Consider the following 19,693-nt stretch of genomic DNA (forward strand, 5'->3'; position numbering starts at 1 on the left):
TCAGAGTAAGAATACTGCGTAAACCAATCTGATGATTGAGTAGCCTACGAAACTAAATAAACACAAAAAACTTATGGGCAGAAGTACGGCGTGACAGGTCGGAATTCAGGCTTGGAGGCTAGTTTGTCGGGTTTACCGATTAAAAGCAACTGGCGCAAAAATCGATGCGTCTACCTTGGTGAGATACGTCTTACCTCGGTAAGCAGCTTCAAAAAACCAAGAATCCCCTGATTAACAATTAGGGGAGTGTCAAAATGGAATGTTTCGGTAAAGTTTAAACAGGATTAGATTAAGGAAACTCATGTCCCGATATAGAGGGCCCCGCCTCAGAATTGTCCGCCGCTTGGGCGACTTACCAGGATTAACTCGTAAAAGTGCCAGACGCGCTTACCCACCTGGGCAGCATGGCCAGAATCGCAAGAAGCGCTCTGAATATGCTATCCGTCTAGAGGAAAAGCAAAAGCTCCGCTTCAACTACGGTTTGACTGAAAAGCAATTGCTCCGCTATGTGCGGAAAGCCAGACGTGTTACTGGTTCTACCGGACAAGTACTGTTGCAATTGCTAGAGATGCGCTTGGATAATACCGTTTTCCGCTTAGGTATAGCTCCAACTATCCCAGCCGCTCGTCAATTGGTAAATCACGGGTCACGTAACTGTTAACGGTCGTGTGGTGAACATTGCCAGCTACCAATGCCGTCCTGGTGAAACAATTGCCGTCAGAGATCGGGCACAATCACGGAAATTGGTGGAAGCTAACTTGCAATATCCCGGTTTGGCAAACCTCCCCAGTCATTTGGAGTTTGACAAAAATAAATTGGTTGGTAAAGTCAATAGCGTTATTGAGCGCGAATGGGTGGCATTACAAATTAATGAACTACTTGTGGTGGAATACTACTCACGACAAGCTTAAACAGTTAGGAGTTAGGAGTTATGAGTTAGGAGTTGCAAGACGATAATTTCTAACTCCTCACTTTTAACTCCTAACTTTTTTCAACCGCCAATTTGCGACATGGTGCGAGTATATGCACCTAAAATGCCAGAATCACGCCCTTTAAAGTTAATTTCTGGCTTATTTGCGAGTAAATCTCTGACCTGCTCTTGTAATTTAGCGGTGCTGACACCAGAACGCAGGGCAGTTTTTAAATCTATTTGACCAGTTTCATTCAATAGACAGGGACGCAGCCAGCCATCAGCACTCAGGCGCATCCGATTACAACGATCGCAAAAACATTCCGACATCTGACTAATAAATCCTAGTGTCCCCTTCGCATTGGGAATTTGAAAGACATCAGCAGGGCCAGCACCACGAACTTGTGATTCTGTCAAGCCCCAGCGATCGCGAATACGTTCTCGTAAATCGGCTGAAGATACCCAACCGCGATCGCCAAATAAATGTACATTACCAATGGGCATAAATTCAATAAATCGAACGTGCCACTGTTTATCAATTGTCAGGGCGGCTAAATCGAGAACTTCGTGGTCATTAACCCCAGAAATCACCACCACATTCAGCTTCAGGGGGTCGAATCCGACTTGATGGGCAGCTTGAATCCCCTGCCAAACTTGTTGCCAACGAGAACGCCCCTGATTACCAATAATTTGGTCAAAAATATCGGGATCGAGAGAGTCTAGACTAATATTAATTCGTCGCAGACCAGCATTATAAAGGCTTTGTGCCATCGGAGCCAGCAAAAACCCGTTGGTGGTCATTGAGATATCTTGCGTTTGGGGTAAAGTTGCGATCGCACCTACCAAATCCACCACACGCGGACGCAATAAGGGTTCCCCCCCAGTCAAACGAAATCGGGTAAAGCCTACTGGAATAAAGACCTCTTGAATTAAGGTGAGTAGTTCTTCATCAGTCAATAACTGTTGCTTGAGAATATAATCCAGTTCTACTCCCTCTGGCATACAGTACTGACAACGAAAATTGCAGCGATCGATTAAGCTAATGCGGAGGTAGTCTACCTGGTTCATCGTTTTATTTTTATTGTCTCTGATTAATTAAAGACTTTACAAAGGTGGTTTATGGAACTCCAAAAAATAAATTATCCAATTTGTCTACTCAATTAGACTTCTTTCTTCCTTGTCCCCTTGTCCCCCTTGTCCCTCTGCGATTGAATATTTTTTTGCTTGGAAGTTCTTTACCCCTTTCCTACTATCTTTGTTGTAACTCAAAATACCGTACTCCCCCTTAAGTGAGAGTCCACAGATTGTGGCATAATAAGCCGATCGCATCCACTAGTTAGTCATCAATCGTGCAAGATACCGACTCCATCAACGACCTTGCTGCTGCTTTACAACAGCCAGCCGATATCAGCTTTGAACTGCCCGATCCAGAAGATGAACAGATTCTAGAGTCAGATTTTCAACAGCAGCTAGAAATAGCTTGGCAGGTATGCGATCGCTTTGATTTGCAAACTGAAATCTGGCGGGGACGAATTTTACGGGCGATCCGCGACAGAGAAAAAGTCGGTGGTGACGGACGCGGTACTGGCTTTTTGCGATGGCTAAAAGAGCGGGAAATCAGTAAAAGTCAAGCATACTCCTGGATACAATTGGCGAATAGTGCCGATACTCTGATTGAAGACGGTAAACTTGACCCCGGATCTGTGAACAACTTCAGTAAACGGGCATTTGTCGAAACCTCCAAAGCAGTCCCAGAAGTACAACAGATGGTGAGTGAAGCTGCCCAAAAAGGCGATCGCATCACTAGGCGAGAAGTGCGTCAACTCAATGATGAATGGACAGCCATGTCCTCAGATTTATTACCCGAAGCCGTTAAAGAAAAAGCCGCAGATAACACCCTTCCCCCGCGCTACATTGCCCCACTGGTGAAGGAAATGGAAAAACTGCCAGAATCGCATCAAAAGTTTATCCAGAAGGAAATAGCTGCCAATCCTGATGTGGATACCCTCAAACAGGTAACTAGCGAAGCGCGTAACTTGGCGAAATATCTTAAAGGGGCGGCTCAAGTTCAGGCGCTAACGCAGGAGAATGTTGATATTGAAACAGCTTTAGAAGAAGCGCAAAGGGTTGGCTGTTTGAGCATTGCTGCTGATTTGGTAAATCAAGCATCGCAGATTGAACAAACGATCGCTAAATTGTACATGACTTGGAAACGGATCGGTAATTTAGCAGATCGATTATATGTAGATACTGGTGCAAGTACACCCAACTTGCGATCGCTCCTCAGTTGCTTGGAACCTCTGGGTGGTGAAATCATGGAATTGCAACTTAGTGGTGCGACTGAACACACTGTTCGTTTGCAAATTCAGGAAACGAATTAGGGAGTGGGGAGTAGAGACGCGATTAATCGCGTCTGTACAAGAGTTAGGAGTTAGGAGTTATTCTCCTCCTGCTTTCCTCTTTCCCTTCACTGGGATAAGTTTGGGTTTGTGGGTCATCTAATATGACGTGAGTTCGACGAGTGCTATTTTGACCTCTCTCCCAGCCCCTCTCCTACCAGGCTACGGTGTACACACAAGTGTTGGTGCAGTGTATCTATCCCGCCTCGGAATAAATTCCGAGTCTCATAACGCAAGTCCTCTAAAAGAGGACTAAACAAGAAATTTAGTTTAGTCCTCTTTTAGAGGACTTTAACTATCAGCCCGGAACTTTAGTTCTGGGCGGGATATTTGCTCAGTGTGGGACTTTCACTTGAACATATTGGGTGGGTAGGATTTTTAGAGATGTGTGTACACGGTAGCCTACCAGGAGAGGGGAGCAAAAAGCTTCCTTACTCGTTACTCCTCCCTCTCCTTACCCAGACGCTACGAACTCATTTGCTACGGCGTACGCAATTGCTATTTCGGCGAACTCATTTGTTAATTTGGCGTACGCAATTGCTATTTTGGCGAACTCATTTGTTAATTTGGCGTACGCAATTGCTATTTTGGCGAACTCATTTGTTAATTTGGCGTACTCATTTGCTATTTTGGCGTACTCATTTGCTATTTCGACGTACTCATTTGTTATTTCGGCGATGCCTACGGCTGGCTACACCTACGTATTTGCTGATTGCGTTTATCCTAAAACAACTTAAAAAACAAATACCTCTCTCTGGTATTACTACGCAAAACCTGTCCCTCTTTAGATCAAAGAAGGACAAGCTTGAACCATAGTTCAAAGTAGGGAGAGGTTTGTCGAACTCACGCCTAATTAGCAGGGCAAGATTTAGAGGTGAGCGAGGAGTTATGGGGCGTCGCAGTTGGTACTTGAGCAACCAGAACTACATTTCCATTGGCATCCATTACCCAGCCTTGGGCTTCTACAATTTGAGTAGGTTCATTGACAAAATTAACTTTCTGTGATTTTTTTGTGTTTCGCTGCGCCTGAACAACGGCTCTTTTCTGAATACCGCCAGCACGATTCTGACTCTCTGGAGGGAGCGCGATCCAATCTGCTAGTACAGCATCATCAGCTATCAATGGCTCCGTGGGATCGGCTACTACTCCTCCACGTCCAGTAGTAATAAATGAATTTCTTGCTATTTTTCCACCAGAACTACAACTAGCAACAATTTGCCGCGAAGCATCAACCAGATTTACGGGTAATTCCACTAATCCTTTACTGGGGTCAGCATCCGGTGAGTTGATTTGTACAGTGCCATTTAATGAAGGGTTTTGCTGAGAAAACGCCGTGATGTCATTTGTTAGCAGGTTATTCGGGTCGATTTCCTTTGGATCAAGTCTCTGTACGTCTGCACGAGTGGGGGGCACAAAACCAAAGATGTTCTTAGTGGTGATGGTGATTTTTCCACCAGAGCCAGAGATGGCGTTGGCGGTGATATCGTTATTTCCTAAGGGGCTGGCGACAAGAAAGCCATTTGGTGCATTGATGGTGATATTACCACCATCTCCATTACCGTTGGCGTTAGTGGTTATTTTACTTTCGCGCTGCATCAGTAATAAGTCCCGCAGATGTAGCCAAATATTACCGCCCTGACCTGATTCACTATTAGATGTGAGTTTTGCTTTGTTGTCGAGCACGATGGAGCGAGCGGTTACATTTAGTGCGCCTGGTGTTTCTATGATATTTGTATCTTCTGAGGGAATTGCATTTGGTAGAATCTTAACATCCACAGCAATTGCAGCCCCGTCGCGGACAATCAATTGTCCTGTGGAGACGTTAACAGTTCCTGCATTTCCGTACCTTGAAGCCGAAGCAAACAGTCCACCAGAATTACCTCCAGGTGAAGTTCCACTTAGTTCTACGGACTCGGAGGCATTCACAGTCAAATTCCCTCCTTTTCCATTAGCTGGTATCACTTTAAAGTTATCCAATAATGGAGTAGACTCCGTTGAAACCCCTGCACCATTTTGTACACTTAATTTTTTTGTGTTTATTGTTACGTTTCCTGCCAGTCCATCAGCAGCAGTAGTACTAAACAATGCAGTAAGAGTATCAAAAGCATCACTACCACCAATAATATCTACTGTCTCGGAGGCGTTAACTGTCAAATTTCCTCCTTCTCCAATGCTTGTGGTAGAAGTGCCTACTTGTGCACTATTTTGGACAATCAACCTTCGAGTATTGATTATTAATTCTCCAGCATTTCCGCTACCAGAAGTTCCAGTCCTCAAGGTTGTATTGGGATCAATTAGTTCCACTGACTCTGCACCAGTGACCACCAAATTTCCCCCTGATGTCGAGCCTGAAGTTCTAGCCCAGATGCCTGAACCGCCAGTGAGTAAGACGTCTTTACCGTGGACTTGAATATTACTACCTCCCTCGCCACTGGTATCTACAGTAGATGGAAACTCGAAACCGTCAACAGTTCGCGGGATTAGTTGAATGTTCTGAAAATCCTGAACACCCTCATATCCCAAAGCCCAGCCTTGATTGGTTAGGTTGAGACTAACCAGACTATTGCTACCAACACTTCCTAGCTCAATTCGTCCGGAAGGTGCTGTTAAGTTGCCACCCTCCAAGACTATATCACTACCTACAAGTGCCAAGGTTTTGTTTGGCGGCACTTGTAAACCAACGTTTTGACCTAGAACATTTTTAGTTTCGTTAATTAAACTAGGAGCTTGAGATTGATTATGGATAAAACCCGCAGTTGCTCCAAATTGTAAGCCAGAGGGAACACTCACTGTGAGTAGGGGTGTAGTCTGAGGACTTATAGCACTAAATTTGGTACCATCAGCAAAGTTCAGACTACTTGCTGTACTAGCGACAAATGAACCATTTATTTGCAAAGAAGCATTGGGACCAAAAATAATCCCATTAGGATTAATCAGAAACAGGTTAGCTGTGCCACTAGCTTTCAGAATGCCTTGAATATTAGAAGCAGACTTACCTGTTACCCGACTTATAATGTTTTGAACACTGTCAGCATTTTTAAACTCAGCTGTAATTCCATTAAGAACCGAAAATTCCTTAAAACTATGGAACAGATTACTTTCTACTTGCGTTCCACCTTCAATAGTTATAGTGTTGCCTTCTGTTTTAACAATGGTAGGTAGAGTACCATCCTGTGTGATTTGGGCAATAGCAGAGTTGACAGAGAAAACTATTACACCACCTATCCCAAATCCTAGACTTTGAAACCAGCCCCAAAAAGTACTCATACCCTGTAATGAACCTCTTCAAAGAAATATTAGTTTCTCAACAACGGTGATGCTGCACTTACATACAAATGGGACTTAACATCATCACTATATGTCATGATGAACGAAGGTTCTTTATTGCTCCACTATTGCTATACACACATCTGAATTTATAAAATATAAAGATTAAGTCTGTCTAGTGTGGAGAGACATTTGCGTGGCTACCTTACAACTTTTCTGGGCACTTAACACAACGTCCAAGCTGATCCGTACAGCAAAACATTTGCATCATGCCTTTAGCAGGAATTGGTTGTAAAAATCCCTGGGCTTGGTGTTCCATATTAATATTATTAAATTGAATTTGATTTACCTCAATACTATATTGAAATTTAATTTCCAAGCTAATTTCTTTAGATAGGCCATGCTTTTCTAGTATTTTACTTAAGTTAGAGTTATTTATACTCTCACTGATTTCCTGCTGCAACTCGTCTTGTAACTGATCTAGTTTTTGAGGATCAATAACTGCTTGCTGTGAAGTTTGAGATTCCATAAATTTGACTCTCCTAGCAGACTGGTAAATATGTGAACTTATCTTGTGATGTACTAAATTAACGTGAGTTTGATTAGTACAGTTTGGCAACGAATAAATTAATAATACAAAGTCTAGAGTGGTACAAAAGCATTAAGTTTCTAACGCTCTTGTTAACTCTGATAATTATGAATTCAACTTGACTAGTTATAATTACGCATGATGTTACAAAACTTCATATATTTCTGCCGGATTTGCTTAAAGCATTCATAAATCTGGCTACTGACCGTTGACCGCTCAAGAGAATTGAGTAATTGATATCTTCTCAAGTCTCACACTCTCTGACGGTTTGGATAAACTTAGAAGCTTTATTAAGGCGATCGCTCATATAAAGTTGATTGCAAAACAGCGATGTCTACGAAGGTCTACGCCAACGCACTGATTGAGTAAAAAAAGCGATCGCTCATATAAAGTTCATTGCAACGAAGCGGTGTCTACGCCGACGCACCAACAAAAGTTATGAGAATCTCAATCTTTAATTAGCACCGCAAGATGTAGCAACCAGCGAGGAGTTATGAGGCGATGCAGTGGGTACTTGAGCAACCAGAACCACGTTTCCATTGGCATCCATTACCCAGCCTTGGGCTTCTACAATTTGAGTAGACTCATTGACAGAATTAACCTTCTGTGATTTTTCTTCTGTGTTTCCCTGCGCCTGAATAACGGCTCTTTTCTGAATACCGCCAGCACGATTCTGAATCTCTGGAGGGAGCGCGATCCAATCTGCTAGCACTGCATCATCAGCTATCAATGGCTCTGTGGGATCGGCTTGTATTCCTCCACGCCCTGTTGTAAAAAACGAACTTCTTCCTATTCTTCCACCAGAACTACAACTAGCAACAATTTGCTGCGAAGCATCAACCAGATTTACAGGTAGTTGCACTAATCCTTTACTAGGGTCAGCATCTGGTGAATTGATTTGTACAGTGCCACTTAATGAAGGATTTTGCTGAGAAAATGCCGTGATGTCACTTGTTGGTACGTTATTCGGGTTTATATTTTTGGGATCAAATATCTCCACCTCTGCACGGGTACGTGGCACAAATCCAAAGGTATTTTTAACGGCGATCGCAATTTTACCACCAGAGCCAAAGTTGGCGTTAGCGGTAATATCGCTATTTCCGAAAGGAGTGGCGACGAGAAAGCCATTAGGTGCATTGATAGTGATATTACCGCCAGTTTTATCACCTCCGGCATTAGTAGAGATTTTACTGTTGCGACGCATCAGTAATAAATCCCGCACCTGTACCCCAATGTCACCGCCCTTACCTGACTCACTATTAGATGTGAGTTTTCCTTTATCCAGCAGGATGGAACGAGCGTTTATATTGAGTTCGCCTGCTAGACCGAAATTGGGTACACCCCCTTGATAGTTAACATTTTTTCGAGCTTCACTGCTCACAGTGATTGCCGCCCCATCTTTGATCGTTAATTTCTCTGTAGTTAGGGTCAAGTTGCCGCCATTTCCAGGCCCTTGAGTGCCAGCAAACAAGCTACTGAGCTTAGAACCATTTGCTGAGGTTCCGATTAATTCTACGGACTTGGAGGCGTTCACTGTCAAATCTCCTCCATTGCCTGTAGCTGGTATAAATTGGTTAGAAAAACGCCCAAGTATACCCTCAGAACTTGTTGATATTGCTGCCCCTGCCTCGATACGTAACTTTCCAGTATTAATTGTTATGTTGCCAGCATTTGGAGCGCCATAAGTTGCACTAAATAATCCACTGGATATTAAATCACTACCATCTGGCAAAGGAGAAATGGGGATGCCTGCAATTAGTTCTACGGAATCTGAGGCGTTGATGGTCAATTGTCCGGCCAATCCCGAACCAAGATTGAACATTAAGACTTGCGCTCCATCTTTGACAATCAGCTTTCTGGTAGTGATATTTATATCTCCAGAGTTTCCAGTGTCGAGAGTTCCAGTAGACAAGAACGCATTTAGTCCAAGTTCTACAGACTCGGAAGCGTTCACTGTTAAATTTCCCCCTGGTTGCGCTCCCAGAGTCAGAGCCAAAATTTGCGAACCGTCAGTTACCAGTACTCGCTGTCCTTGCAGGTGAATATTACCGCCACCTTTGCCACTGGTATCTACAGTAGATGGAATCTCACTTTGCTGGGTGAGTTTGATGTTCTGAAAATTTTGAACACCCTCATATCCTAATGCCCAACCCTGATTTGTTGAATTCAGACCAACTAAACTATTGCCAGCAACGCTTCCTAACTCAATTCTTCCCCCACTTGCCGTTAAATTTCCGCCCTCTAGCGTTATATCACCACCGATCAGTGCTAAGGTTTTGCCTTGCTGCACTTGTAGACCAACACCTTGTCCGAAGGTATTAATTGCATTATTGGGACTTGCTTGGGATTGATTGCGGATGGGCGCCGCATTTGTTCCGAATTGTAAACCTATAGGAACACTTTCTGTGAGTAGAGGTGTAGTTTCAGGTGATGTCGCACTAAACTTTGTACCATCAGCAAAGTTCAAACTACTCGCCGTACTCGCCACAAATGAACCGCCAATATTTAAAGAAGCATTGGGCCCAAAAACAATGCCGTTTGGATTAATCAGAAATACGTTGGCTGTGCCGTTAGCTTTGAGAATGCCATCTATATTAGAAACAGAATTGCCTGTCACCCGACTGATGATGTTCTGAATATTGATTGCATTGTTGAAATAGGCTGTCCTTCCCGCAGAGATAGAAAACTGTTCAAAGCTGTGGAGCAAGGTTGTACCACGAACTGCTCCACCATCAATCTGGTCTATAGGCTGACCATCGATGAGCTTTGGTGTAATGATTGAACTTTCAGATCCAAGTGTGGCATCTTTTTGAATCTGAGCTAGAGCAAAACTCTCAGCAAAAATGAGCACTTTAGCAATTACTAAAGTACTCACTATTTTTAACTTCCAGTGGCAACTGCTTCGTTTTTGAGACATGAAAAACTGGCGCTCAAAACATCAGAGTTTATTAAAATACTGCTTTTTGCTAAGTAGTGATGTTAGTACGTTGATGTTATCTCTGTAACTTTAATACTACATAAAATCAAAGTTTAGTATTTTTACATTCACTAGAATAAACTCTTTGCAGTCCGAAGATTAAATTATTTAGCAGTTACAGCCTAAAGGGCTACCAGTTGATGGGCAAGGGATACACAATGCTTTTTTGACTAACACAATTTCTGGTATTGAAGGTCTTGAAGTTTCTGCCAATAATGTATTGGGTTGCTGTTCATCAACTGCATCATCGGATTTGAGTTGATTGGGATCGAGATTACACTGCCAATGAATTCTCAAGACTCTATATTCTAATAAGCCGTACTTTTCAAGCACTGAATGTAAGTCAGCGTTTTCTAGGCTTTCATTCATTTTCTGCTGAATCTCTTCTTGTAACTGCTGTAATATTTGAGGATCTATAACTTGTTGAGAACTCATGAGTGTTTTCGTTCCTGACGGGAGGTGGATAATTATTGCTTCAGTTTAGTTAGCAATGATTACGGTCAGTGTCACAAAAGTTCATAATTTACCTACGGGATTTTATTTACAGCTATTTTTAACTAATACCAATTCAAATTATTTATTGTCGAGTGGGCATCTCGTCTAGTAACTAAAATCGGGCTTCCACTTACCGCCTTCCCCACTAATTCTTAATCCCTGTCGCAGCAATACCTTGAAGAAATTGACGCTGACCGATGAGAAATAATACCATCACTGGAATTGTGGCTATTGTCACTGCTGCCATCATCAAGGGCCAATTATTCGTAAATTGCTCCTGAAACTCAGCCAACGCTAGTTGCACTGTCCTTAATTCTGGTCTTGTCGTAAATACTAAAGGCTTAAATAAATCATTCCACTCACCGATGAAGGTGAACAAAAACAGCGTTAGCAAGGCCGGACGAGCTAAAGGTAACATCACCTGCCACAAAATTTGCAGTCGGTTCGCCCCATCTATCGCTGCGGCTTCCTCTAACTCTACAGGAATTGTCTGGAAATACTGACGTAATAAGAAAATCCCATATCCGCTAACCGCAGTGGGTAAAATCAGCGCCCAGTATGTATTTATCAGGTGTCCCCACTTCAACACCAAAAAGATGGGAATCACCAATAACTGAAAGGGAATCACTAAAGTTGCTAAAACGACTAATAGCAGTGCTTGGCGTCCCCGAAACTTTAATCGTGCTAGGGCGTAACCAGCCAAAGCAGAAGTGACAATCTGAAACGCCGTCACAGCGATCGCTACCAAGGTAGAATTAGCAAACGCGAGCAAAAATTTTCCTTGTTGCCACGCAACGCGGTAATTTGCTAAAGACCAGTTATTTTTGAACAAATTTTCTGGGCTGGTGGATGTCGGTGCAAAGGAGGTGAGAAAGACCACAAACAATGGTAGTAGAACGATAAATGCCCCTAGCAGTAAGATTACTAGGCTCAAAAAATCGCTAGATTTCAGATTCGGGTTTGATTTGAACATAAACTTAAACTGCAAAGCATTTATTTCGCTAGTACTAGAACATTGCCCCCAGCAACAATTAATCTATAAACATAGTCTACTTGTTAAGTTAAATTAAACCACAGTAATTGTTACTCTTAGTTCATAGGGAAAATCAATACTTGGTGTCAAATAACTCAGGTTTACAGGAGTAAAGATAACTATGCAGCAGCTTGCAGACCAATTTAAAGAATTAGATTTCAAGAGCGAAACATACAAAGATGCTTATAGCCGGATTAATGCGATCGTGATTGAAGGGGAACAAGAAGCCCATGAAAATTACATCACATTAGCCCAACTGCTGCCAGAATCTCATGATGAATTGATTCGCCTCTCCAAAATGGAAAGCCGACACAAGAAAGGATTTGAAGCTTGTGGGCGGAATTTGGAAGTTACCCCAGATTTGCAATTTGCCAAAGAATTTTTCTCTGGACTACACCAAAATTTCCAAACAGCAGCAGCGTCCCGGGAAGGTCGTCACTTGTCTGTTGATTCAATCTTTGATTATCGAATGTTTTGCGATCGCAGCATATAACATTTACATCCCTGTTGCCGACGCTTTTGCCCGCAAAATCACGGAGGGAGTAGTAAAAGATGAGTATAGCCACCTCAACTTTGGAGAAGTTTGGTTGAAAGAACACTTTACAGAATCCAAAGCTGAACTTGAACTAGCAAATCGCCAGAACCTACCCATCGTCTGGAAAATGCTCAACCAAGTAGAGGGTGATGCCCAGACAATGGCAATGGAAAAAGATGCTTTAGTTGAAGACTTTATGATTCAATACGGTGAAGCATTAAGTAACATAGGCTTCACGACTCGCGACATCATGCGCTTGTCAGCCTACGGACTTATCGCTGCTTAAAAAAGTCCTGAGTAGAGACGCGATTAATCGCGTCTGTACAAGAGTGCTGAGTGCTGAGTCGATGAAATTCAGAACTCAGAACTCAGAACTCAGAACTCCTAACTCTACAAAATTTCCCCGCCCTCAAGACGCATAAGCCTAATAATCACTACATGTTTGGTCTAATTGGACATCTGACTAGTTTAGAACACGCTCAAGCGGTGGCTCAAGAATTGGGATACCCAGAATATGCCGATCAAGGGCTAGACTTTTGGTGCAGCGCCCCACCGCAAATTGTCGATACCATTATTGTCACCAGTATAACTGGGCAAAAAATTGAAGGACGATATGTAGAATCTTGCTTTTTGCCGGAGATGCTGGCTAGTCGCCGCATCAAAGCCGCAACACGCAAAGTCCTCAACGCGATGGCTCATGCACAAAAGCATGGCATTAACATTACAGCTTTAGGCGGATTTTCCTCGATTATTTTTGAAAACTTTAAGTTAGACCAATTTAGCCAAGTCCGCAACATTAAACTAGAGTTTGAACGGTTCACTACAGGAAACACACATACTGCATACATTATTTGTAAGCAGGTGGAAGAAGCCTCAAAACAATTGGGAATCGATCTGTCAAAAGCGACTGTTGCTATATGTGGGGCAACTGGAGATATTGGTAGTGCAGTTACCCGCTGGCTAGATGCGAAAACAGATGTCAAAGAACTTCTGTTGATTGCCCGCGACCAAGAACGCCTCAAAGAACTGCAAGGCGAACTGGGGCGAGGAAAAATCATGGGTTTGACAGAAGCACTACCTGAAGCTGATATTGTAGTTTGGGTTGCGAGTATGCCCAAAGGCGTGGAAATCGACCCAGCCACTTTGAAACAACCCTGTTTATTGATTGATGGTGGCTATCCGAAAAACTTAGCAACAAAAGTTCAGCATCCTGGTGTATATGTGTTAAATGGTGGGATTGTCGAGCATTCCCTAGATATTGACTGGAAAATTATGAAAATCGTCAATATGGACGTGCCAGCCCGCCAGTTGTTTGCTTGTTTTGCCGAATCAATGCTGTTGGAATTTGAGAAGTTATACACGAACTTTTCGTGGGGACGGAATCAGATTACCGTAGACAAAATGGAGCAGATTGGTAAGGTATCAGTGAAACATGGATTTAGACCGCTGCTGGTTTAACTGTAAGAGTTAGAAGTTAAAAGTTAGGAGTTAAAAGTTTAAGAGTTAAGAACTTTTATCAATACACTCCTTCTAATAGCTAACTCCTCACTCATCACTCCTAACTCCTCACTCCTCACTCTAAAAAACCTATAACTCGTAACTTGTAACCCCTACGATGGCAACTACCGAGCGTAAACCGCTACTGTTAGATTTTGAAAAGCCCCTAGCAGAACTTGCAACCCGAATCGATCAAATTCGGCAACTTGCAGAAGAAAATGGCGTCGATGTTTCTGGTCAAATTCGTCAACTAGAAGCACGCGCCATGCAACTACGTGAGGAAATTTTCACTAGTCTATCCCCGTCCCAGCGATTACAAGTCGCTCGTCATCCGCGTCGCCCTAGTACTCTCGATTACATTCAGGCAATTAGTGATGAATGGATGGAATTGCATGGCGATCGCTGTGGTGGTGACGATCCGGCTTTAGTTGGTGGTGTTGGTCGTCTGAGTGGACAACCTGTGGTAATGTTGGGTCATCAAAAAGGCCGCGATACCAAAGACAATATTGCCCGTAACTTTGGAATGCCTTACCCTGGCGGCTATCGCAAAGCTATGCGGTTGATGGAACACGCCAACAAGTTTAGTATGCCGATACTAACCTTTATCGACACACCAGGAGCTTGGTCTGGGGTAGAAGCAGAACACCAAGGTCAAGGAGAAGCGATCGCTTACAACTTGCGGGAAATGTTCTGCTTGGATGTGCCAATTATCTGCACAGTTATCGGTGAAGGTGGTTCTGGTGGCGCACTCGGTATTGGTGTAGGCGATCGCTTACTCATGTTTGAACACTCCGTTTATACCGTCGCCACTCCCGAAGCCTGCGCCGCAATTTTGTGGAAAGACGCTGGTAAGGCCCCCCAAGCCGCTGTGGCGCTAAAAATTATTTCCCATGACCTGAAAAAGTTGGGAATTATCGACCAAATACTGCCTGAACCCACTGGTGGCGCTCATTCCGACCCCTTAAAAGCCGCTACTACTCTTAAGCAAGTGCTGATGGAAAACTTAGACGAACTCAATCGTTTAACTGCTCCAGAACGCCGCCAACTGCGCTATGAAAAATTCCGCAAAATTGGTGTTTTTACAGAAGTTGCCCACTAAAGCAACTCTATAATGATAGATTAGCAAAACAGCAATGTTATAATTGCCTATGTGCTTAAAGATTTTTAACAATCTAGCCATAGGCATTTGCATTTTTTGCAAATCTACTCAATTTGATTGAGTGGGTTTTGTATTATGTAAATAATCTAATTTGAATGTACGATGTACCGCGTGGTTTTCCAGGCAACAATTTGTTGTATTTACTGTTAAAAACCACAAGATGGTTACTATTGTGCTGAATCATAACATCTGCTTAATGAAAATCATCAGATTTTTAGATTCCTTTAATCTATGCAAACCGAGAAGTGTGAATAATGGGGTGGTAATAGGTTTTGGGAACTGTCAAAAAATTGGGAGACACCATGAGTGTTGAGCAAAAACGACGCGCCCTGATTACTGGGGCAAGTAGTGGAATTGGGAAAGCAACGGCTTTAGCCTTTGCCAAAGCCGGAATAGATGTTGCCTTAGTCAGCCGTTCTTTGGATAAGTTGGAGGCGGTAAGAGAAGCCGTAGAGCATACTGGGGTGGAAGCGAAAGCTTACGCTGTAGATTTAGCGCGGATTTTGGAAGTCAAAGACAAGATCCAAGCGATCGCCCTTGACTTTGGTGATCTAAACATTCTGGTAAACAATGCTGGCATCGCTTATACAGGCGCTTTAAGCGAAATCCCCCTAGAGGGCTGGCAGCAGGTAATTGACTTGAATCTCACCAGTGTGTTTCAGTGCATTGTGGGGATTTTACCTTCAATGCGCGATCGGGGCACAGGCACAATTATCAACGTCGCCTCAATTGCCGCCAAGCAACCCTTTCCCGGTTGGGGAGCATACAGCGTCAGCAAAGCTGGTTTGATAGCCCTCTCTCAAACCCTGGCACAAGAAGAACGCATTCACGGCATTCGTGTCACAGCTATTTGTCCTGGCGCAGTCAATACCGAACTTTGGGATACAGAAACAGTCCATGTCAACTTAGACCGTTCTAAAATGTTAACCCCGGAAATTGTGGCTCAATCAATTCTCAACACAGTTCTGTTACCACAACAGGCAGTGATTGATGAATTGACTCTGATGCCCAGCGCTGGCGCACTCTAATTAGTCCTTCGTCCTTTGTCCTTTGTCCTTTGTCTTTTGCAAATGACCAATGACTAATGACTAATGACTAATGACTAATGACTAAACCATAACCAAGACTGAATCATGACTATTGCTAGTTCCAACGGTTCCAATTGCTCTCAATCGCCTCTGATTCCCGATTTGGCAGAAGCCATAACTCCTAGACCCGATCGCAACACCCACAACGGGCGACAAGCGGATGTGTCCCCGCCAAAAGAGGAACATCTGGAGGAAATGAAGGATGCCGTGCGGACACTAATATTGGGAGTTGGTGAAGATCCCGAACGCGAAGGACTCCTGAAAACACCCAAACGAGTAGCCGAAGCAATGCGGTTTCTTACCAGTGGCTACAACCAATCTCTTGAAGAACTCGTTAACGATGCCATCTTTGATGAAGGGCATAGCGAGATGGTACTTGTTAGAGATATTAACTTCTTTAGTCTGTGCGAACATCATATGCTGCCATTTATGGGTAGAGCACATGTTGCTTATATCCCCAACCAAAAAGTTGTTGGACTGAGTAAGCTGGCCCGGATTGTTGAGATGTATTCCCGTCGCTTACAAGTACAAGAGAGACTAACCCGCCAAATTGCTGAAGCAATTCAGACGATTCTTCAACCTCAAGGCGTTGCTGTAGTTATGGAAGCTAGCCACATGTGCATGGTAATGCGGGGCGTTCAGAAACCAGGTTCTTGGACTGTTACTAGCGCAATGATTGGTGTGTTTCAAGAGGAGCAAAAAACCCGTGAAGAATTTTTTAACTTGATTCGCCACCAACCAGCATTTTTTTAAGTGCTGAGTTAGGAGTTAGGAGTTAGGAGTTAGGAGTTAGGAGTTAGGAGTTAGGAGTTAGGAGTTAATTCACAACCGATAACTCCTAACTTCTAAGTAACTCAATGTTCTTTAGACTGTGAAATAGCAGTGCTACTTTGTCTAAATCCTTATCTCCTGGTGTCCGTTCTACACCACTAGATAAATCAACGCCGCTAGGATTAACCTGATTTAGGGCTTCCACAATATTATCGGCTGTTAATCCTCCTGCTAAAAGCCAAGGACAACTAGGGCTAAATTGCTCTAGCATCGTCCAATCTAAAGTTTTGCCTGTACCACCTAGTTGTTGCGGATGGTAGGCGTCAAGTAGCAAAGTATCTACAAATTTGGTGTAATCAACCGCTGTGTCAAGATGCTCAAGACTGCGAATTCTCAGTGCTTTAATAATTTCGACATTGGGTAAAGCTTGACGTAATTGGTAGCAAAAATTTGGTGATTCATCTCCGTGCAACTGCACACCAGTCAATCCAGAATCAGCAACTATCTGACTGATTTCAGCGATACTAAGATTGGCAAAAACCCCAATTGTGTCAATATTTGCCGGGAGTTCTGCCACTGCTGCCCGAATTTGGGATGTAGTCACATAACGAGGTGAGTTTGGCACACAAATAAATCCTAGTGCCGTTGCGCCTAGAGAGGCGATCGCTATAGATTGCTGTGGTTGAGTAATGCCGCAAATCTTAACGCGCATAAAAATTTAACAAATTTAAAATAATATCAACAAATTCTAAATTATCTGAAAAACTTTTGTGCCTTGGTAATTTTATAATCTTGTAGGTCTACATTTTAGGAGACAAAAGCTTGATTTCATCTATTTTATTAGCAGCAGCTGAAACTGTTCCCGCAACACCTGCGTGGAATCCTACAGTGGGCATCATCATCAGCATTAGTAGCTTAGTAGTTCTTTTGCTAAGTACGAGGATTGAAAAACCTTTAGTAGGCCCCAAGTTCCCCATCCTGCCCGTTAGTATTCCAACATTCGTTGCAGCGATGGCTTTTGGTCATATTATTGGCGTTGGCATCGTTTTAGGATTGACTAACATCGGTCGTCTATAGTTTTGCGATCGCAGAGGTGTTACTTGTAACCCCGCTATCAATGCAAAACTGCTAAAAATGATTTTGGGCAGGGGGAGTAGGGAGTGAAAAAGGGAATAGGTTACAGGGAAAAGGGTATAGATTAATTATTCCCTGTCACCTGTTACCTCTCACTTTTACCCTAACCTCATGCCCAATTTTCAATTCCAAAGTTTTGCCCACAGGCATTAATTGTCTATTCTAGAAATAAGAGCATTTCGTCACTTGTTACTACCGAATTGATGCTCAATATAAATGTGTATACGAATATGCATAGGATTTCGGTATAAAAAGTACTGGCGATATCTAGTTTTAGGGCAGTGTAATGCAAACAAATTGGAGAATTGGGTCATTATTTGGAATTCCCCTGTTTTTAGACCCGTTATGGTTTGTGATTTTAGGGTTGGCAACCCTGAATTTTGGGGTAGCTTACCAGGAATGGGGGCCTGTTATAGCTTGGAGTGCTGGAATAGTTATGGCACTACTGCTATTTGCTTCGGTGCTATTGCATGAGTTGGGGTCATAGCTTGGTAGCCCGATCGCAAGGCATTAGAGTTAATTCAATTACCCTATTTATGTTTGGCGGAATTGCTGCCATTGAAGAAGAATCTAAAACTCCTTTTAAAGCCTTTCAAGTTGCGATCGCTGGCCCTTTGGTGAGTATCATCCTATTTGTCCTGCTCCGTCTGGCAGCTTTTGCGATCCCTGATACTAATCCCCTCAGTGTCATGGTTGGAGATTTAGCGAGAATTAACTTAGTAGTAGCTCTATTTAACTTGATTCCCGGCTTACCCCTAGATGGAGGGCAAGTGTTAAAAGCAGCACTATGGCAAATTACAGGTAATCGTTTTCAAGCCGTACACTGGGCTGCAAGGGCTGGGCAAATATTGGGTTATGCTGCGATCGCTTTCGGATTTGTTGTAGATTTCGTCACCAAAGAGTTAGTACTTGGTTTGTGGATTGCGCTGTTAGGTTGGTTTGCTGTCCGCAACGCTAACACCTATGACAACATGACTACATTGCAAGAAAGCCTACTCAAGGTGGTGGCTGCCGATGCGATGACTCGTGACTTTCGGGTAATTGATGCCGACCAAACATTGCGTTCCTTTGCCGATTTATACCTCTTAGAAACCAATCCCTCACAAGTTTATTTTGCCGCTTCTGATGGACGTTACCGGGGTCTAGTTTCCATTGACGATTTCCGTTTAACCCAAAGGAGTGAATGGGAAACTGAAACTTTACACAGCATAGTGCATCCACTGACAGAAATACCTACCGTAACAGAATCCACAGCGATCGCTGAGGTAATTAACAAGCTAGAAAATGAGCAGTTACCGAGAATTACTGTCCTTTCTCCGGCTGGTGCTGTAGCTGGTGTAATCGATCGGGGAGATATTGTGCGATCGCTCGTACAAAAGTTAAATTTGCAGATAACCGATGCTGAAATTAAGCGCATCAAGGAAGAAGGTAGCTATCCGCCTGGGTTGCAACTGGGAGTAATCGCGAAATCAGCTACAAATTAAACGTCATACACTCGTCATAGGTTTGCAATAGATACGTCAAAAGCGTGTGTGATATTTAATTTGGTATTTGGTTACAAAATGCTTTTTTTGGGTAAAAGGTAGGACATCCTCCTACCTTTTTTATTTTTCAAAGTATGGCATTACCAAACAGCCCATCGTAGACCAATACGGTTCAGATAAGAATTCTTCACCTCCCTTGTGGTTTGGGAAAAGGGAAGGTGTAAAGGAAAAAGGTTTGAATTTCCCCTTTCCCCTTTCCCCTTTACCCCAAAACCCGAACCCTATTGCATCGTAGACATCGCCTCAGATGATGGGAAATTATTAAAACTTCAAGTTTAAAGTGAGTAAAATGTAA

General features: G+C 43.1%; 13 protein-coding genes and 3 pseudogenes. 9 read left to right on the forward strand and 7 right to left on the reverse strand.

Annotated elements, in window-relative coordinates; genetic code table 11:
- The first annotated feature begins 301 nt into the window (after nucleotides 1-301).
- Nucleotides 302-911: pseudogene (rpsD, locus tag NSTCB13_RS32695) on the forward strand (30S ribosomal protein S4).
- An 80-nt stretch (nucleotides 912-991) separates the two neighbouring features.
- Here the strand turns inward: rpsD and moaA are convergent.
- The gene (moaA, locus tag NSTCB13_RS32700; protein ID WP_448275187.1) at nucleotides 992-1,978 is read right to left on the reverse strand and encodes a GTP 3',8-cyclase MoaA; all 987 of its coding nucleotides are present in this window, start codon (nucleotides 1,976-1,978) and stop codon (nucleotides 992-994) included.
- Between the two features lie 281 nt (nucleotides 1,979-2,259).
- Between moaA and NSTCB13_RS32705 the strand changes: the two genes are divergently transcribed.
- Nucleotides 2,260-3,291, forward strand: a complete 1,032-nt coding sequence (locus tag NSTCB13_RS32705; protein WP_448275189.1) for a hypothetical protein — start codon at nucleotides 2,260-2,262, stop codon at nucleotides 3,289-3,291.
- Nucleotides 3,292-4,158: 867 nt separating this feature from the next.
- On the opposite strand, the gene NSTCB13_RS32710 is transcribed toward NSTCB13_RS32705, so the two are convergent.
- The 5 genes from NSTCB13_RS32710 to NSTCB13_RS32730 all read right to left on the reverse strand — a co-directional run bounded on the left by NSTCB13_RS32710 (nucleotide 4,159) and on the right by NSTCB13_RS32730 (nucleotide 11,610).
- A complete protein-coding gene (locus NSTCB13_RS32710) occupies nucleotides 4,159-6,576 on the reverse strand; it encodes a two-partner secretion domain-containing protein (protein WP_448275190.1) in 2,418 nt (805 codons plus the stop codon).
- A 205-nt stretch (nucleotides 6,577-6,781) separates the two neighbouring features.
- A complete protein-coding gene (locus NSTCB13_RS32715) occupies nucleotides 6,782-7,105 on the reverse strand; it encodes a hypothetical protein (RefSeq protein WP_448275192.1) in 324 nt (107 codons plus the stop codon).
- Nucleotides 7,106-7,619: 514 nt separating this feature from the next.
- A complete protein-coding gene (locus NSTCB13_RS32720) occupies nucleotides 7,620-10,040 on the reverse strand; it encodes a two-partner secretion domain-containing protein (protein WP_448275194.1) in 2,421 nt (806 codons plus the stop codon).
- A 210-nt stretch (nucleotides 10,041-10,250) separates the two neighbouring features.
- On the reverse strand, nucleotides 10,251-10,577 hold the full coding sequence (locus tag NSTCB13_RS32725) for a hypothetical protein (RefSeq protein WP_445631730.1): 327 nt from the start codon (nucleotides 10,575-10,577) through the stop codon (nucleotides 10,251-10,253).
- Nucleotides 10,578-10,782: 205 nt separating this feature from the next.
- Nucleotides 10,783-11,610: a carbohydrate ABC transporter permease gene (locus tag NSTCB13_RS32730; protein WP_448275196.1), complete on the reverse strand. Its 828-nt coding sequence runs from the start codon at nucleotides 11,608-11,610 to the stop codon at nucleotides 10,783-10,785.
- Between the two features lie 181 nt (nucleotides 11,611-11,791).
- Here NSTCB13_RS32730 and NSTCB13_RS32735 point away from each other — a divergent pair.
- From NSTCB13_RS32735 to folE, 5 genes and pseudogenes are all read left to right on the forward strand, one after another.
- A pseudogene (locus NSTCB13_RS32735) lies at nucleotides 11,792-12,491 on the forward strand (aldehyde oxygenase (deformylating)).
- A 152-nt stretch (nucleotides 12,492-12,643) separates the two neighbouring features.
- Nucleotides 12,644-13,663: a long-chain acyl-[acyl-carrier-protein] reductase gene (locus NSTCB13_RS32740; protein WP_445632111.1), complete on the forward strand. Its 1,020-nt coding sequence runs from the start codon at nucleotides 12,644-12,646 to the stop codon at nucleotides 13,661-13,663.
- Between the two features lie 157 nt (nucleotides 13,664-13,820).
- A complete protein-coding gene (locus tag NSTCB13_RS32745) occupies nucleotides 13,821-14,801 on the forward strand; it encodes an acetyl-CoA carboxylase carboxyltransferase subunit alpha (protein WP_094349744.1) in 981 nt (326 codons plus the stop codon).
- Between the two features lie 362 nt (nucleotides 14,802-15,163).
- Nucleotides 15,164-15,889: an SDR family oxidoreductase gene (locus tag NSTCB13_RS32750; RefSeq protein WP_445631733.1), complete on the forward strand. Its 726-nt coding sequence runs from the start codon at nucleotides 15,164-15,166 to the stop codon at nucleotides 15,887-15,889.
- Nucleotides 15,890-15,994: 105 nt separating this feature from the next.
- Nucleotides 15,995-16,702, forward strand: coding sequence for a GTP cyclohydrolase I FolE (folE, locus tag NSTCB13_RS32755; RefSeq protein ID WP_448267035.1), 708 nt, complete (start codon nucleotides 15,995-15,997; stop codon nucleotides 16,700-16,702).
- A gap of 85 nt (nucleotides 16,703-16,787) precedes the next feature.
- Here folE and NSTCB13_RS32760 read toward each other — a convergent pair whose 3' ends face one another.
- A complete protein-coding gene (locus NSTCB13_RS32760; protein WP_445631735.1) occupies nucleotides 16,788-17,432 on the reverse strand; it encodes a phosphoribosylanthranilate isomerase in 645 nt (214 codons plus the stop codon).
- Between the two features lie 110 nt (nucleotides 17,433-17,542).
- On the opposite strand from NSTCB13_RS32760, the gene psaK reads away from it, so the two are divergent.
- The gene (gene psaK / locus NSTCB13_RS32765) at nucleotides 17,543-17,797 is read left to right on the forward strand and encodes a photosystem I reaction center subunit PsaK (RefSeq protein WP_322693754.1); all 255 of its coding nucleotides are present in this window, start codon (nucleotides 17,543-17,545) and stop codon (nucleotides 17,795-17,797) included.
- Between the two features lie 343 nt (nucleotides 17,798-18,140).
- Nucleotides 18,141-19,338 (forward strand): annotated as a pseudogene (locus tag NSTCB13_RS32770) (site-2 protease family protein).
- Nucleotides 19,339-19,693 lie beyond the last annotated feature (355 nt).

The organism is Nostoc sp. DSM 114160, from assembly GCF_053470305.1.